The organism is Streptomyces sp. RLA131 (assembly GCF_056270125.1).
The window spans coordinates 4,340,450-4,356,972 of record NZ_JBWDOQ010000002.1 but is presented as its reverse complement, the minus strand read 5'-3'; the positions used below and the strand labels follow the sequence as shown (position 1 = coordinate 4,356,972).

Sequence of the window (16,523 nt, the reverse complement as noted above, 5' to 3'; positions counted from 1 at the left end):
GCGCACCGATCGCAGCACCCGGGTCCCGTGTCCTGGTGGTGGACGACGACCCGACTGTCCCGGAGGTCGTCGCCACCTGTCCGGACCACGCCGGTTTCACCGTGGACCGGGCCGCCGACGGCCCCGTCGCCGTGACCCCGCACCGCGAGGCCGACTCCGTCGTACTGTCCGTCACCGACGGCTGCGGCGGCATCCCGCCCGAGGAACTCCCCCGGGTCTTCGACACCGGTTGGCGCGGCACCGACGCCCGCACACCCCCGGCAGGCGCCGGGCTCGGGCCGGCCATCGTGCGCGGCATCGTCGAGGCCCACCACGGCCGTGCCGCCGTCCGCAACGTGCCGGGCGGCTGCCGCTTCGAAGTCCGTCTCCCCGCCGCCGTGTGACGGTCCCGCGCCTCCGGCGCGGTCAGCCCCGCAGCGACGCCCTCGCGAACTCCGCCACCCCATCGGTGAACCGGACCTCCGGTTTCCACCCCAGCTCGTCGCGCAGCCGCCGCGAGGACGCCGTGATGTGCCGGACATCCCCCAGCCGGTACTCCCCCGTCGTCACCGGCGCCGGCCCACCGCAGGCACGGGCCAGTTCGGCGGCCAGCTCACCGACCGTGTGCGGCTCGCCGCTGCCCACGTTGTACGCCCGCAGAGCGCCCTCGGGGCCATCCTCCGCCCCCGACAGCGCCAGGGCGTTCGCCGCGGCGACATCCCGTACGTGCACGAAGTCCCGCCGCTGGCCCCCGTCCTCGAACACCCGCGGCGCCTCACCCCGCGCCAGCGCCGACCGGAACAGCGACGCCACCCCCGCGTACGGCGTGTCCCTGGGCATCCCGGGACCGTAGACGTTGTGGTACCGCAACGACACCGCGCGCCCGCCCACCGCTCGCGCCCACGCCGCCGCCAGATGCTCCTGCGCCAGCTTGGTCGCCGCGTACACATTCCGTGGATCCGCGGGCGCCTCCTCATCCACCAGCCCCGGCGCCGGCGGCTCACCGCACCGCGGGCACGGCGGCTCGAACCTCCCGGCGTCCAACTCGGCCGCCCGGCGCGGCCCCGGCCGCACGACCCCGTGCCGCACGCACTCGTACCGCCCCTCGCCGTAGACCACCATCGACCCGGCAAGCACCAGCCGCCCCACCCCCGCCCGGGCCATCCCGGCCAACAGCACCGCCGTACCCAGGTCGTTGCAGGCCACGTACTCCGGAGCGTCGGCGAAATCCTTACCCAGCCCCACCATGGCGGCCTGGTGACAGACCGCGTCCACGCCGCGCAGCGCCTCCTCCACCGCCGCCGGATCCCGCACGTCGGCCTCCAGCCACTCCGCCCCCTCCGGAACCGGCGGCGGCATTCGATGCGCGGCGGGCAGCACGGCGTCCAGGACACGGACGTCATGGCCCGCGCCGGTGAGAACGGCGACGATCTGCGAGCCGATGAAGCCCGCCCCTCCAGTGACAAGTACCAGCATGAAGCCGACGTTACGGACGCGCCCCGGCCCACGGGAGCTCCCGCGCCCGGCCGTCAGCGGTCCGTAAGGAATTCAGGCGGCGGCCCGATCCGTACCCGCCGTCCGGGCCAGCAGGCCGAACGCCACCGCGAACCCCAGCATGGTGAACACGCCCCGGGGCCAGAAGATATGACTGCCGAAGAACGACCAGCAGGCCGCGAACAGGACCACGGCCCCCGGAACCACCCGCACACCATGGCGTACGAACAGCACGGCGCAGGTGGCAAGAGCCGCAACGGCCAGGGCGTACACAGCGGCGTGCCCCAGCGCGTCGCCCATCGCGAACAGCGGGCGCACCGCCCCGGCCGCCCCGTGCTCGGCGACCGTACCCGCGGAGATGCCCGCCACCGCGTCCAGACCGGTGTAGTAGGCCGCGAAGACGAAACACCCCAGCCAGGCGACGACCGTCACCGCCCCGACGACATCGTGTCGTGGCCGGCCCCACAGCGGCACCAGCAGACCGATCGTCAGCAGCGGGAAGACCGGCAGCAGCAGGACATGGAGACCTGCCCAGTGAGCGGCCGTGGACGGGTTCAGTGCCTGGGGGTGGACCAGACCGACCGCGGCCAGCAGCAGCGGCGGGGTCATCACAAGCGCGGCGGTACGTGAGGTTCGCACCCGGCGATCGTAGGAACGGGGCCGCACCGGAAAGGGGCCCGGACCGCCCGCGTAAGCGGATCGTAAGGCGCTGCTCCGCCCGTCCCCGTACCGGTCTGTCCCCATGTGCGGGCAACAGGCCACCGCTGCGCCCTGCTCCGTCTCCCGTACAGCCGGCGAAGGTGGCGGAGCGCCCTCGCCGGCCGTACGGCGGACCATTCCTGGTGAGCTGATCCGCTACGGCGTCACCACGGCGCCGCCGAAGGTGACGGCGAGGTGCCCGTCCGAGGCGAGGGACCAGCCCAGGGCGCCGGAGTACGCGGAGCACCGGGACCCGTTCGAGCCGGTCCAGAACTGGTTCGAGCTGTCGGCGTCGCCGATGGTCTTGTCGTTCGACCCGCTGACGCCGAACCGGCACGAGGTGTTGTTCCGGAACACCGAAGTACCGGCGTCGAACGAGAAGTTGCGCTCGGCGTTGTCGATGCTGGCGTTGTTCGAGATGGCCATCGTGCCGGGGTTGCTGTTGTAGGTGAACCCGTGATGGCCGTTGTGATAGGCGACGCTGTGCTGGACGACGTGGTTGACCGCGATGTCGTCGCCGCCGAGCTTGTAGCCGTTGCGGTCGCCGTTGGCGTTCACGGTGCCGTCGGTCAGGGTGCCGTTGTTGTACGAGAGGGAGTACTCGATGGTCACCGGGCCGATCGCGCCCGTGTCGGTCTTGGTGTAGAGGTCCCAGCCGTCGTCGATGTTGTTGTGGGACACGTCGTAGCGGAAGACGTTCCCGGTGCCGGTGGTGAGTTTCGCGGCGAAGCCGTCGGCGTCCTCGCCGTCGGAGTCGGCGTTGTCGTGCGACTCCGCGCTCAGGATCAGGTTGTTGGACGGCCACTGGCCGCTGGGGGTGCTGGAGGAGATCCGGCCGAGCTGCAGCCCCGTGTCGCGGTTGTACGCCGTCACCGTGCGCTCGACGACGTTGTTGCTGCCGCCCACGTAGATCCCGTTGTCGCCCGCGTGCTGGACGGTGAGGCCGTAGACGTGCCAGTACGAGGCGTTCAGCTGGAGCCCGCGGTTCGACGAACTCTCGCTCTGGGCCGAGAAGTCCAGCACCGGGGTCTCGCCCGGGTAGGCGGACAGCGTGGTGCGCGCGCCGGCGGTGCCGTCGGTTCCGGCCGGGATGGTCACCGTCGACGAGGAGTTGTACGTCCCGCCGCGCAGGTAGATCGTGCCGCCGGAGGTGATGCGGCTGATCGCCGAGGTGAGTGTCGTCGGGGCCGACGCCGTTCCGGCCGCGCTGTCGGTGCCGCTCGGCGACACGTACAGGACGGTGCCTGTCGTCGCCGCGGACACGTCCGCGTCGAGGTAGTCGACGTTGGGCAGGCCGGCGGAGGTGGTCGGGTTGAGCACGATGGTGTTGCTGCCCGCGCTGACCGGCACCGTCAGCGTCTTCGTCGCCCATGTCCCCCAGGCGCCGGTGGCCTCGAACGACGCCGAGGTCGCCGCCGAGCCGTTCACCGTGACGGCGGCGGCCCGTGCCGTGGTGGTCCCGTTGGCGAAGCGGATGTTCAGTGTCGCCGTGCCCGCGCCGGCGGCGGTCACGGTGAACTGCGCGGTGGCGCCCGCGGCGTTGGTGCCGTTGCAGAATCCGCTGCCGGAGAAGCCGGTCCAGTCGGAGTCGATGGTGCCGGTGCAGACCGCCGGGGAACTCTCGGCCTCGTAACGGATGGACGCGGCCTGTGCCGCGTTGCCGGACAGCGCGACGAGCGCGCCGGTTAACAGGCTGACGCACGCTATGAGGGGTCTCGCTTGCATCGTTGTGCCTCCAGGTCGGTGAGTCGTCTGTTCGCCTGACAGAGGTGCGGTGTCTGGTTTGGCAGGTCTGATCTGGTCGAGTGCGCGAAGAGGGCCCGCGGTCGTACCTGGCACACACAGACGGAAAGCGCTTTCACCCGACGCTAGGGAGCGGCCATGGGCACGTCAACAGCCATGTACGTAATTTTTGTTCATAGACATGAATGGCATGGCTGACCGGGAGAAGCCCGGCCGCGCATGCGGGCTCGCCCCGCCCGGCGCGGTGCACGACGACCGGCTGCCCTCACCGGCGTGGACCTGGCACGCCACCGCCGGCGTGCGTACGGCGGCAGCCCGGCGGCCCGCGGTACCGACGCTCGCGGCCGGCCTCGGCTCCGCCGTCGACACCGAACGGCTCCGGCCGTCCGAGCGGCACCACGTTTCCGAGCAGCACCACGTTCTTGACGAGCAGGACACAGTGCGAGCCCGCCCCCACTCCGGGCCGGGTGGGGGCGGGCTCGCCCGATCGAGGCGAAGGAACGGCGTCTCCGGGTGGCCTCGCCGTCACGCGCAGCGGGCGTACGCCTGCACGTACACGCTGGTGGTGTCCGCGTTGTAGAACTGGGCGAACCAGCCGTTGTCAGCGACCGCGTAGGAGTCGGTCAGGAATGCCTTGACAGTCCCGTTCGAGTGTCCGCCGCCACCGGTCGGAGTGCGGCCTGACGGGCAGTACACATAGGCGGAGCCGTACCCGCCGACAGAAACGTGGATCCAGTCGCCGGTTTCGAAGGCGCCGCTGTCGCCACCGCCGGGAACCGGGGCCGCGCTGTCCGGCGGCCTGGGCGGAGCCGCGGCCGCCGCGGTTGCGGGGAGCCCCGGACCGATGGTCAGGACTGATGCGAGGGCCAGGAGGAAGAGCTTGAAGCGGTTCATGTCGAAACCTCCTCTTGAAGGCTCGATGTGTTCGATTATTCGAACACCGGAGCGCTCGGCGACCACCCTAGGAAGGGTGCGGACGGGACGCCATTCGACGCGTCCATCGGAGTGACAGCGACGCGACATGGATGCTTGGCCTGGTGCGTCACCGGCGGACATGCGCACCGCCGCGGTCGCGCGCCTTCCGGGAAGCGGCCGGCCACCCGACACGTCCGCGGCGCCCGCCCACGCACGGGCCCAACCCCTGCGACGGCATGAGCGCGAAGCCACGGCGAGGGAGCCAGGCGCGCCCCGTGCCCGCCTGTTCACGGCGACGGCGGAGCCCCGCCCTCCGAGGCAGCTGCTGCGGTCCAGCGTGCCGGCACGGCCGATTCTGGTGGTGTGTCAGCGCCGATGGGCGTGCCGTGGGACGGAAGTTGTCCAGGTTATTGACGCATAGTCAGCCTCCGCTTAAGGTCTGGCCGACCCGTCGAATTACGTTCGAGATACCGAACGTAGATGGGTTGCCTGCTGCGCACAACGCCCCCACCCGCGCGTCCCCTGGAGACCAGATGAGCGCACAGCCCCAGCCCAGCGGCCCCCGCCCGTCGCGTCGGCTGTTCCTCGGCATGGCAGCGGCAGTCCCGCTGTCCATGACCGGGGCCCTGACGATCGGTGCCCCCGCCGCCCGGGCGGCGACCGGCACGCCGTACGTGATGGGCTACTTCACCGAGTCCCCGAACGGACTGGGTTCGGACTACGGCCTACACCTGGCCGTCAGCACCGACGGGCTGCAGTGGATGCCGCTGAACCAGAACAACCCCGTCGTCACCCCGACCGGGGGCTACGGCGGTCTGCGCGACCCGTTCATCCTGCGCAAGCAGGACGGCACCTTCGTGATCCTCGCGACCAACCTCAAGGGGACCGACTGGACCCAGCAGAGCCAGTACATCCACGTCTGGGACTCCGCCGACCTGCGCTCGCTCACCAACTACCGCCTGCTGAAGCTGCACGACATGGCCACCCACAGCTGGGCACCCGAGGCCTTCTGGGACGCCTCCCGCGGCCAGTACGCCGTCATCTACTCATCCGTGAACAGCACCGGGCACAACGTGATCATGGTGAGCTACACCACCGACTTCGTGACGGCGACGACCGGGGTGTCGTTCTTCGACCCCGGCTACGACGTCATCGACGGCGACATGGCGGTGGGGGTGAACGGCGTCACCTACCTGTACTTCAAGAACAACGCGGAGACACTGGTGGGCGCCCGTTCCACCTCACTCGACCCCGGCAGCTTCACCGTCTTCAACACGGGCGCGGCCCACGGCGGCACCGAGGCCCCCATCCTGGTCAAGTCCCAGAGCTCCAGCACCTGGTATCTGTGGGGCGACACCTACACGCCCAACGGCGTGTTCTACGCCTGGCAGACCACCGACCTCTCCGCCGGCACCTGGACCGCCCTCGACCAGCGCCTCTACACCCAGCCGGTGAACTCCAAGCACGGCACCATCCAGCCGATCACCGGCACGGAGTACGACAACCTGGTCACCGCCTGGGGCAAGCCCGCCTGGAACCGGCTGAAGTCCTACAACTACCCGGCACGGTACTGGCGGCACTCCAACTTCGTCGGCCTGATCGACACCTACCCGTTCGACCCCTACACCGACTCCGAGTGGAAGATCGTCCCGGGTCTGGCCGACTCCACCGCCGTCTCCTTCCAGTCGGTCAACTACCCGACCCGCTACCTGCGGCACTACGACTACCAGCTGCGACTGGACGTCAACGACGGCACCACGGCCTTCGCCCAGGACGCCACCTTCTCCAAGGCCGCCGGGCTGGCCGACGCCACCTGGACCTCGTTCCGCTCCTACAACTACCCCGACCGCTACATCAGGCACTACAACTACTCCCTGCGCATCGACCCGGTATCCACCACGGCCGAGAAGGCCGACGCCACCTTCTACGTCGGCTACTGACCGCACGGGGAACGGCGGCGGGGTCAGCCGGAGGCGTAGCGAGCCGCCAGAGCGCGGGATGTCCCGGCGATGCGGGCCCGCAGTCGCGGTGGTCCGAGGACCTCGACGTCCGTGCCCAGGGCGAGGAACTCGCTGTGGGCATGGTCGAGCGACTCGATGGGGAGCACCGCGCGGGTCCAGCCGTCCGGTTCGGCGGTTCCGGTGTCGGCCAGGGCCCGGGCGGCCGCTCCCGTGAGGCGGGACGCGGCCTGCGGGGAGAGCCGGACAACCGCCTCTCCCCGGTGCAGGCGGGCGTGGAAGTCCGTCTGGTAGCGGCGCCAGTGGCCGGCCAGGTCGAAGTCCTCCGGGGGCTGGAACTCCTCGTCCCGGACGGTGAGTTCGAGGATCTGGTCGACCCGGTACGTACGCGGTCCCGGCTCGGGACCTGGTCCCGGCTCCGGTCCCGGTCCCGGCTCCGGTCCCGGCTCCGGTCCCGCGACGACGTACCAGCGGCCCGCCTTGAGTACCAGGCCGTACGGCTCCAGCCGTCGGTCGACATCGGTCGGCGCCTGCCAGCGGCGGTAGCGGATGTCGAGCACCCGGCTGTGCCACACCGCGTCCGCGACCTGCGGCAGATACGGGACGTCGTCGTCCTCCGCGTACCAGCCCGGCGCGTCGAGGTGGAAGCGGGACCGCATGCGGTCGGCCTGCGCCCGCAGTTCGGGCGGGAGGGCCGCACGGAGTTTGAGCTGGGCGGCCGCGAGGGCCGGGCCGAGACCGAGTTCGGCGGCGGGTCCGGGGATGCCGGAGAGGAAGAGCGCCTCCGCCTCCCCGGCGCTCAGGCCGGTGAGCCGGGTGCGGTAGCCGGCGAGCAGCTGGTAGCCACCGGAGTGCCCGGCGTCCCCGTAGAGCGGCACGCCTGCCGCGTGCAGCGACTCGATGTCGCGGTAGACCGTCCGGACCGACACCTCCAGCTCCTCGGCGAGCCGGGTGGCGGTCATCCGGCCCCTGGTCTGCAGCAGCAGAAGGATCGACAGAAGGCGGCTCGACTTCACTGACACAAGATGTCAGTGAAGTCGCTCTACGGTCCAGCCATGACTTTCACCGAGAAACTGCTCCGGGTGCCGCCGCCGATCGAGGTGGGCGGCCGCCGGATCAAGCGCTATCACGTCACCGCGGACCCGGCCGGTATCGATCCCGAGGTCGAGAAAGCGGCCTACGCCATGCTCCCCGGGCTGCTGCCCGGTCCGGACGGCACGCCGCCGGCGACGTTCGTCGTCCTCCACCGGGGAGGGGACGACGGGGCCTACCTCAACGCGTACAGCTGGGCCTGGGACAACGTCCTGCACTTCGGCGGGGCGGTGGCGGGGCAGCCGGTGCTGGGCTGCCCGGACAGCGACCCGGCACACTTCGTCCGGCTGGACCGGTCGCTGATCGGCTGCGTCTGGGAGCTGCCGCCGATCCTCCACGAACGCGACGCGTGGGTACGGCACATGCTCGCGCCCGATCGTCCCGACCTCGACGCCTATCTCGCCGACTCGCTTCCCGAGGGCACCACGGGGGACCGCTCATGACCCGCACCTGCTTCGACTTCCTCACCGGCACCTGGGATGTCGCCAACCGGTGGCGTACGGACTTCCTCGACGGGTCCGCCGAATGGGAGGAGTTCCCGGCGGTCAGCCGCGCCTCCCGGCACTTCGACGGCGGGGCGAGCTTCGACGAGATCGGGTTCCCGACGAAGGGCTTCGCGGGGCTCACCCTGCGGCTGTACGACCCCGGGCGCGACCAGTGGTCCCTGTACTGGTCCAGCACGCGCACCGGCACGCTGTTCCCACCGGTGGTCGGGCGGTTCGCCGACGGCCGGGGCGAGTTCTACGGGGACGACGTCCACGCGGGCACGAAGATCCGGGCCCGCTTCGTCTGGTCGGACATCACCGAGGACTCCGCCCGTTGGGAGCAGGCGTTCTCCCTGGACGGAGAGAAGACCTGGGTGACCAACTGGATCATGGAGTTCACCCGCCGCCGACCTGACCTGACCCGGCCTGACCCGGCCTGACCCGGCCACCCAGATGATGTTCATCAAATCATCAGGGAAATTGTAAACAATTCTGGGACGCCCTCCCTACCTTTGAGTCCGCAAGCACAGGACCGCGGACGGCGCCGCGCGCAGGCATAGGAGAGCGACCAGTGAAGCACAGGGCAGTGAAGCGCAGGACCGTGGTCATGGGCCTCGGCGCGACCGCCGGCGGGGCCGCGGTCGGCGGTGTCGCCTGGAACGCGCAGGCGACGAGTGCGACCGGCTCGGGGTCCGGGAAGGGCGCGGGCGCCCTGGCCTTCGACAAGGACGACTACACGGAACTGACGACGACCATCACCACCGACGACGGCGACAAGTCGGTGACGTACCACTTCTACAAGGCCATCACCTACGTCACCGACCCGGTCGACGCGAAGTACCAGAGCCTGAACGTCAGCGTCCCCGTCAAGATCGACGGCACCGCTGTCGACGCCACCCACGCCCCCGTCCTCTTCGCCAACTCTGTCGGCGGCTACCTGCCGTCGTCCGTCGCGGACGCCACCGGCGTGGGCGGCGGCGGCATGACCGGCGCGCCCACCGGTGCCACCGGCGGCGCCGCCCCCAGCGCCTCGGCGTCCAGCAGCGGCGGCACGGGCGAGGTGCAGTCCGGCGGCAACGCGATGCTGGGCGCGGGCGGCGAGCAGGTCAGCCTCCCGAAGCTGGCCCTCGCGGCGGGTTACGTCGTCGTGGAGCCCGGCGCGCGCGGCCGGACCCTGACCGACTCGGACGGCGACTACTACGGCACGGCCCCGGCCGCCATCGTGGACCTCAAGGCCGCGGTGCGGTACGTGCGTGCCAACAAGGGCGTCATCCCGGGCAACACCGACCGGATCGTCTCCTCCGGCACCAGCGCCGGCGGTGCCCTGTCCGCGCTGCTCGGCGCGTCCGGCGACAGCCCCGCCTACGACAAGTACCTCAAGGCGCTGGGTGCCGCCGACGCGAGCGACGCGATCTTCGCCAGCGGCGACTGGTGCCCGATCACCGACCTGGAGCACGCCGACGGCGCCTACGAGTGGAACTGGGGCTCCAATGTCACCCAGAGCACCGGCAAGGTCGTCGACCAGACCGTCTCCAAGGACCTGATCTCCCAGTTCGACGAGTACCAGGCCTCCCTCAAGCTGCACGCCAAGGGCTTCGGCACCATCACGGCGCGCAACCTCGTCGACTACCTGGTGGAGACCTTCCTCCAGCCGTCGGCCACCAGGTACCTCGCGGCGCTGTCGGACACGGACCGCGCGACCTACCTCGCCGCGAACACCTTCATCACGTGGTCGCGCGGCAGGGCGACCTTCTCGTGGGCCGACTTCCTCACCCATGTGGGCGCCCGGAAGAAGTCCGTCCCGGCCTTCGACGCCTTCGACCTGTCCGCCGGCGAGAACAACGAGTTCGGCAAGGGCACCACGCAGGCCCGCCACTTCACGGCGTACGGCCTCAAGAACGACACCACCGGCGTCACCGGCAAGCGGCTCGACAGCGACATCCCCGAGAAGCTCGACCTGATGAACCCGATGCACTTCATCGAGAAGCACAACCCCGGCCGCTCGAAGCACTGGTGGATCCGCGTCGGCACCAAGGACAGCGACACCTCGCTCACGGTCGTCGCCAACCTCGCGACGAGCCTGGAGAACCTGGGTGACGACGTGAACACCGCCTACTACTGGGACGAGGGCCACGGCTCCAACACCGACCCGGGCGACTTCATCACCTGGATCGCCAAGGTGACCGGGTACAAGAAGTAGCCTTCCGGCGCCGCCGGGCGCGGCGCGCGTGAACGCCGTGACGCCGGGCCCGCGTTGTGCCCGGGCCCGGCGTCGTGGTCGGCGGCGGGGTCGGCGGCGGGGTGGGATTACCTGGCGTAGCCCGAGACCGTGGCGATCCAGGTGATGAAGTCGCCGGGATCCTGGTCCGCGCCGTGGCCGGCGTCCCAGTAGTACGCGGTGTTGACCTCGTCGCCCAGGTCCTCCAGACGGGCGCCGAGGTTGCCGGCGACGGTGAGCGCGGTGTCGCTGTCCTTGGTGCCCAGGCGGATCCACCAGTGCTTCGACCGGTTGGGGTTGGCGTCCCCGACCAGGTGGCGCATCGGGTTCATCAGGTCGAGCTTCTCGGGGATGTCGCTGTCGAGCCGTGCGCTGGCGCCGCTCTCGTGCCGCAGGCTGTACAGCGTGAAGTGCCGGACCTTCGTGGTCCCCGTGCCGAACTCGTTGTTCTCGCCCGAGGACAGGTCGAAGGCGTCGAAGGCCGGGGTGTTCTTCTTCCGCGGGCCCACGTGGGTGAGGAAGTCGGCCCAGGAGAAGGTCGCTTTGCCGCCGGACCACGTGATGAAGGTGTTCGCGGCGAGGTAGGTCGCGCGGTCCGTGTCCGACAGCGCGGCGAGGTACCTGGTGGCCGACGGCTCCAGGTGGGTCTTCACCAGGTACTCGTCGAGGTTGCGTGCCGTGAGGGCGCCGAAGCCCCTCGCCCGCAGTTTCAGGGAGGCCAGGTAGCCGCCGTACGCGGTGCTCAGGTCATTGGAGACGGTCTGGTCGACCAGCGAGCCGCTGTTCAGCGGGTTGGTTCCCCAGTTCCACTCGTACGCCATGTCGGCGTGCTCAAGGTCGGTGATCGGGCACCAGGCGCCGGTGGCGAAGATCGCGTCGCTCGCGTCGGCGGCGCCGAGTTCCCTGAGGTAGGAGTCGTAGGCGGGGCTGTCGCCGGACGCGCCGAGCAGGGAGGACACGGCGCCGCCGGCGCTGGTGCCGGCGGAGACGATCCGGTGCACGTTGCCGGGGATGCGGCCCTTGTTGAACTTCACGTACCGCACCGCGGCCTTGAGGTCCACGATCACGGCCGGGGCCATGCCGTAGTAGACGCCGTCCGAGTCGACCAGGGTACGGCCGCGGGCACCCGGTTCCACGACGACGTAACCGGCCGCGAGGGCCAGCCGCTGGCGGCTGGGGCCGGGGCCCATTCCGGCACCGATCCCGGTGGCGGCCGACGTGGACGACGGCAGGTAACCGCCCACCGCGTTGGCGAGGAGGATGGGCGCGTCGGTGGCGTCGACGGCCGTACCGTCGATCTTGACGGGGACGCTGACGTTGAGCGACTGGTAGGTCTCGTTCACCGGTTCGGCGACGTAGGTGATCGCCTTGTAGAAGTGGTAGACCACCTCGTGATCCTCGCCGTCGGCGCCCGTGACGGTGACGGTCAGCTCCGTGTAGTTGTCCTTGTCGAACACCAGGGAGTCCGAGGACTTCGAGCGGGTGGTCGCGGCGTTCGCCGGCGTCACCCCGAAGCCGGCCGCTGCGGTGCCTGCGGCCGCGCCGAGTCCCATGACGACGGTCCTGCGCTTCACTGACCTGAGCTTCACTGATCTCTCTCCCATTCGCGGCAAGTCCGGAATGCCGCCGAGTGACCGTGCGCACGCGCCGGAGGGCATACGCGACGGCTCCGCGCGGCCGGTCCGGCACAAGGGCGCGTCGCAGGTCAACGGGCCGCTTCCGTTCAGGAGCGCCGGCGCGGGCGCCTGTCCCGCCGCCCGCGCATGGCACCGTGGTCGATCGTGCATGTGCGAACCTAGCCACCGTCTGAAATATCGTCAACAATTCCGTCGCATTCATTGTGTATACACAGGCCAGGCGTCGCAAAGCTTTGCGCAATGTCTATGCGGACGCGTCTTCGCGAACTAGGTTGTGCGGCAGCCCCTCGCAGGTCGACGGAGACCTGTCCGGCCGAAAGGAATCTCATGGGACATCCGCGCGGCAGCGACCCCGACGACGGGAAAGCCGGCCCACGTCGCGCCCCGCTCCACACCCCGCTCCACACCCCGCTCCACATCCCCCTCTACGGGCATCCGTCCATGGACGCCCTCGTCGAGCGGTCCCTGCACCTGGCCCGGGCCGGGCGGGCGCTGCTCGGCATCGTGGGAGAGCCCGGCGCGGGCAAGTCCACCTTCGCCGAACAGCTGTGGGCCCGGCTGGAGGAGGAGCGGCCGGGGCTGGCCGTGACCGTGTCCATGGACGGATTCCACCTCGCCCAGAAGGTCATCGAGGCCCGGGGACAGGCGGCCGACAAGGGGACGATCGGCACCTTCGACGCGGACGGCTTCCTCGCGTTCCTGCGCCGTACGCGTGCGGAGACCGGGACCGGGAACAGCGTCTGGTGGCCGGAGTTCGACCGTGACCTGGAGGACGCCGTGGCCGGGGCGATCGAAGTCGCGGCGCGGCACCGGCTGGTCGTCGTCGACGGCAACTTCCTGCTGTCCACGCAGGGGCCCTGGCGGCAGGTGAAAGACCAGTTGGACGAGAGCTGGTTCCTGGACGCCGCCCCGGAGTCCAGGCGCGAGCGGCTCACCCGCCGCTACATCGGTTACGGCTTCACCCCGGAGGCCGCGCGGGCGAAGACCCTGGGAGTCGACGAGAACACCAGCGCCCTCATCCGCAGCACCGTCACGCGGGCCGATCTCGTGCTCAGCGAGGTTGGATAGGCTCCGGGCATGGCAGGCAGAGCCCCCCGGCAGACACCCACCATGTCCGATGTGGCCCGCCGGGCGGGTGTGTCGGTGTCGACGGTGTCGCATGTGCTCAACAAGACCCGGCCGGTCGCCGAGGCGACGGTACGCGGCGTTCTGGACGCCGTCGCCGAAACCGGTTACGTCCCCGATCCGGTCGCCCGCGCCCTGGACAGCACGGGCTACGGAACCATCGGCCTGGCCATGTCCGCCCTGTCCAACCCCTACTTCAGCAATGTCGTGCACGGCATCGACCGGCACGCCTCCGCCGCCGGCTACTCGGTGCTGCTGGCGGACACCCACGACGAGGCCGACACCGAGATCAAGGCGGTCAGCGAACTACTGCGCCGCCGGGTCAGCGCGATCATCCTGGCCGCCTCCGGCGACGGGACGCAGGCCATCCGGTACGCCGGCAAGGTCGACGTCCCCGTCATCGCCATCGACCGCTTCGTCCCCGCCCCCGTCGACCAGGTCGCCGTCGACAACGCCGAACCCACCGCGACCCTCGTGGATCATCTGGCATCCGTCGGACACACCCGCATCGCCATGATCACCGGACGTGCCGGGCTCACCACCACCGAGGAGCGTCGCGACGGCTACCGGCTCGGTCTGCGCCGCAACGGCATCGAGGTCCACGCCGACGCACGCCACGAAGCCGACGGCGACTCCAGCGAGGAGGGAGCGGAAGCGGCCGTCGGCCGTCTCCTGTCGCTTCCCGAACCGCCCACGGCCCTGATCGTGGGAAACAACCGCATGACGATCGGCGCGATGCGCGCTCTGCGCGACGCCGGTCTGGCGGTTCCGCGCGACATGGCCCTGGTCGCGTTCGACGACTTCGCATGGGCGGACCTCTTCCACCCCCGGCTGACCGCCATGGCCCAGCCCGCGCTGTCCATCGGCGAACAGGCCGTCTCCATGGCCCTGTCCCGGATCGCCTCCCCGTCCCTGCCACCGCGCAAGGTCACCATCAGCCCCACGCTCATGCACCGGGAATCCTGCGGCTGCCCCCCTTCCGGGGCCTGACCGCCGCCGACCGCTGTCCGGCGGGCGGCACCTGGTCGTGACCCGTCCCGCCGGGGTTCGTCGTCCCGGACGACAGGGACGACAGGGACCACAGGGACGACACCACGGACCGCGTCCCGGCCATCAGCCGCCGAGCGGTGACCGCGGAGAACGCCCCCACGACAGATCGTCGCACCGGCCACCGACACCGGACCCCGGCCTGACTCGCCATGGGCGCGGACTGTTGCGGTTTGGTCATGCACCGGCCCAGGTCCGATCACATCGCAGGCCCAGTCTTGGCCGGTGACCGTCCGACCCGTCCGACCGTCCGACCGAAGGCGGCCATCCGTGCCCGGAAAACACACCGTCCTCCGTCCTGCCGACCGCCCCGGCGCCCGCCACTCCCGGTCCCGGACCCGGCGGCCCCGGCCAACCGTCCTGGCGGGGCTGGTGGCAGTCACGGTGCTGCTGTTCGGTGCCGGGCTGATGGCGCGGGGCGGCGTGACATCCGGTTTCGCCGCCTCCGGCCGCCCGGCGGCCGCCCCGTCCGCTTCCCCCTCCGCGTCGGCGCGCACCTCCCTGACCCCGCACCCGTCCCGGTCCGCGTCACCGTCCGCGTCACCGTCCGCGTCCGCGTCACCGTCGACATCCACGTCGTTCCCCCAACGCGGCACAGGCACCTTCACCCGTGCCACCGGCGGCACCAAGGCCTTCGGGCACGGCACGCCGCTGCGCTACGCGGTCGATGTCGAGGGCGGCATGGGCCAGGACGCGTCGGAGTTCGCGCGTCAGGTCGACGCAGTGCTCGACAACACCGAGCGCGGCTGGACCGCCGGCGGTCAGTGGTCCTTCCAGCGTGTGGCCACCGGGCCGGTGGACTTCACCGTTCATCTGACCTCGCCCGGCACCACCGACGACATCTGCGCCAAATACGGTCTGGACACCGGGGGCTGGGTCAACTGCAGCGGCGGCTACGACGTGGTGATCAACGTCAAGCGCTGGCTGCTGCTCACCCCGTACTACGAGGGAAAGCCCGACCTGTACCACGCGCTGGCCGTCAACCACGAGGTCGGCCACCGCCTGGGCAGGAACCATGTCACCTGCCCGGGCCCCGGACAGCCCGCGCCGGTGATGATGCAGCAGATCAAGGGCCTGCACGGCTGCGTGATCAACGGCTGGCCCTACGACGACGACGGACAGCGCGTCACCGGACCGGCCGCCGCATGAGCGACCCCGGCGAGTTGGACGGCGGTGACGCGCGGGTATGCCGGGGCCCCCTGGCCCAGGACCGGGGGTCCTGGGCCAGGGGGCCCCGTACTACAGCTGGTGTTACTTGAGCTTGACGGTGTCCGCCGCCGAGGTGACCGCGCTGGAGACGCTGTTGCCCGCGTACACGAAACGCCACTTGCCGGACGCCGTGGCCTTGGCCTTGGCCTTGACGGCACCGGTGGTGGAGCTGGTGACCGTCTTGACGGTCTTCCAGGTCGTCGTGCCGGACTTGAGGAACTGGAGCTTGACGCTCTGCTTGGTGTGGGCCTGCCACGTGCTGGTGTTCCAGTTGGCCCGGGTGAGCTTGCTGGTGACCGTGAGCGTGGCGTTCTTCTTCACCGGCTCCGGGGTGGCGTTGGCGGCCGCCAGCTTGTCCTGGCGCTTGAAGGAGGAGCTGGTCGCCTTGGGCGCGAAGGTCGTGCCGCCGTCCTTGCCGGTGACCTGGACCGCGAGGTACCAGGTGCCGGCCAGCTCGTTGGCGAAATCGGTCTTCACATTGATCTTCTCGGAGTAGGTGCACACCGAGGTCGTCGCGGAGGAGGCCGTGCAGGTGGCGTCGATGAAGTCGGCGGCGTCCTCCTCGGTGGGGGGATCGATGAGCTTCGGCCACGGGGCGATCTTGACGCCCTTGACACCCGAGTCGTCGGACGCGGTCACCGAGACCGAGACCGTCTTGGTGCCGGTGGTCCCGAAGACCAGCGAGTTGACCGTGGCCTTGTCGATCGTCGGCTTGACGGCGGTGTCGGCGAAGGCCGGGGTGGCGGCCATGCCACCGAGGACGATGGCACAGGCAAGCGCCGGACCCGCGAAACGTATGCGCATGATTCCCCACGATGAAAGTGACGGCCCGCCAGAAACCCCCGGCTGGGTCGTGTTGACGTCCGCAGCGTACATACGCCGCACGGTCCCGCTTCTCGCCGTTTCACGGCTGTGACAGAGC

The 16,523-nt window shown here is 70.4% G+C and carries 14 protein-coding genes and 1 pseudogene; 8 read left to right on the top strand and 7 right to left on the bottom strand.

Annotation, left to right across the window (positions count from 1 at the left end):
- Nucleotides 1-113 precede the first annotated feature (113 nt).
- Nucleotides 114-383, top strand: a pseudogene (locus RWE79_RS20775) (sensor histidine kinase); the annotation flags it as partial.
- A gap of 22 nt (nucleotides 384-405) precedes the next feature.
- Here RWE79_RS20775 and RWE79_RS20770 read toward each other — a convergent pair.
- The 4 genes from RWE79_RS20770 to RWE79_RS20755 form a co-directional block, all read right to left on the bottom strand.
- Nucleotides 406-1,455, bottom strand: a complete 1,050-nt coding sequence (locus RWE79_RS20770) for an NAD-dependent epimerase/dehydratase family protein (RefSeq protein ID WP_475941570.1) — start codon at nucleotides 1,453-1,455, stop codon at nucleotides 406-408.
- 72 nt (nucleotides 1,456-1,527) lie between these two features.
- Entirely contained in the window at nucleotides 1,528-2,112 is a 585-nt protein-coding gene (locus RWE79_RS20765) for a hypothetical protein (protein WP_475941569.1), read from the bottom strand.
- Between the two features lie 216 nt (nucleotides 2,113-2,328).
- On the bottom strand, nucleotides 2,329-3,897 hold the full coding sequence (locus tag RWE79_RS20760) for a CBM35 domain-containing protein (protein ID WP_475941568.1): 1,569 nt from the start codon (nucleotides 3,895-3,897) through the stop codon (nucleotides 2,329-2,331).
- A gap of 543 nt (nucleotides 3,898-4,440) precedes the next feature.
- Nucleotides 4,441-4,809, bottom strand: a complete 369-nt coding sequence (locus RWE79_RS20755; RefSeq protein ID WP_475941567.1) for a hypothetical protein — start codon at nucleotides 4,807-4,809, stop codon at nucleotides 4,441-4,443.
- Nucleotides 4,810-5,363: 554 nt separating this feature from the next.
- Between RWE79_RS20755 and RWE79_RS20750 the strand changes: the two genes are divergently transcribed.
- On the top strand, nucleotides 5,364-6,770 hold the full coding sequence (locus RWE79_RS20750; RefSeq protein WP_475941566.1) for a glycoside hydrolase family 43 protein: 1,407 nt from the start codon (nucleotides 5,364-5,366) through the stop codon (nucleotides 6,768-6,770).
- Between the two features lie 23 nt (nucleotides 6,771-6,793).
- Here the strand turns inward: RWE79_RS20750 and RWE79_RS20745 are convergent, their stop codons facing one another.
- Nucleotides 6,794-7,804 (bottom strand): helix-turn-helix transcriptional regulator, encoded by a 1,011-nt coding sequence (locus RWE79_RS20745; RefSeq protein WP_475941565.1) that lies wholly within the window; start codon nucleotides 7,802-7,804, stop codon nucleotides 6,794-6,796.
- A 39-nt stretch (nucleotides 7,805-7,843) separates the two neighbouring features.
- On the opposite strand from RWE79_RS20745, the gene RWE79_RS20740 reads away from it, so the two are divergent.
- The 3 genes from RWE79_RS20740 to RWE79_RS20730 all read left to right on the top strand — a co-directional run bounded on the left by RWE79_RS20740 (nucleotide 7,844) and on the right by RWE79_RS20730 (nucleotide 10,565).
- A complete protein-coding gene (locus tag RWE79_RS20740) occupies nucleotides 7,844-8,323 on the top strand; it encodes a hypothetical protein (RefSeq protein ID WP_475941564.1) in 480 nt (159 codons plus the stop codon).
- The gene (locus RWE79_RS20735) at nucleotides 8,320-8,805 is read left to right on the top strand and encodes a hypothetical protein (protein WP_475941563.1); all 486 of its coding nucleotides are present in this window, start codon (nucleotides 8,320-8,322) and stop codon (nucleotides 8,803-8,805) included. The genes RWE79_RS20740 and RWE79_RS20735 overlap by 4 nt, the downstream gene beginning before the upstream one ends.
- 167 nt (nucleotides 8,806-8,972) lie before the next feature.
- Nucleotides 8,973-10,565 (top strand): subtype B tannase, encoded by a 1,593-nt coding sequence (locus tag RWE79_RS20730; protein ID WP_475945968.1) that lies wholly within the window; start codon nucleotides 8,973-8,975, stop codon nucleotides 10,563-10,565.
- 107 nt (nucleotides 10,566-10,672) lie between these two features.
- Here RWE79_RS20730 and RWE79_RS20725 read toward each other — a convergent pair whose 3' ends face one another.
- The gene (locus tag RWE79_RS20725) at nucleotides 10,673-12,136 is read right to left on the bottom strand and encodes a subtype B tannase (protein WP_475945966.1); all 1,464 of its coding nucleotides are present in this window, start codon (nucleotides 12,134-12,136) and stop codon (nucleotides 10,673-10,675) included.
- A 411-nt stretch (nucleotides 12,137-12,547) separates the two neighbouring features.
- Between RWE79_RS20725 and RWE79_RS20720 the strand changes: the two genes are divergently transcribed.
- From RWE79_RS20720 to RWE79_RS20710, 3 genes are all read left to right on the top strand, one after another.
- Nucleotides 12,548-13,288, top strand: a complete 741-nt coding sequence (locus RWE79_RS20720) for a nucleoside/nucleotide kinase family protein (RefSeq protein ID WP_475941562.1) — start codon at nucleotides 12,548-12,550, stop codon at nucleotides 13,286-13,288.
- A gap of 9 nt (nucleotides 13,289-13,297) precedes the next feature.
- On the top strand, nucleotides 13,298-14,335 hold the full coding sequence (locus RWE79_RS20715; protein ID WP_475941561.1) for a LacI family DNA-binding transcriptional regulator: 1,038 nt from the start codon (nucleotides 13,298-13,300) through the stop codon (nucleotides 14,333-14,335).
- Nucleotides 14,336-14,662: 327 nt separating this feature from the next.
- Entirely contained in the window at nucleotides 14,663-15,541 is an 879-nt protein-coding gene (locus tag RWE79_RS20710; RefSeq protein WP_475941560.1) for a DUF3152 domain-containing protein, read from the top strand.
- A 102-nt stretch (nucleotides 15,542-15,643) separates the two neighbouring features.
- Here the strand turns inward: RWE79_RS20710 and RWE79_RS20705 are convergent, their stop codons facing one another.
- On the bottom strand, nucleotides 15,644-16,405 hold the full coding sequence (locus RWE79_RS20705) for a DUF5707 domain-containing protein (RefSeq protein WP_475941559.1): 762 nt from the start codon (nucleotides 16,403-16,405) through the stop codon (nucleotides 15,644-15,646).
- Nucleotides 16,406-16,523: the final 118 nt, after the last annotated feature.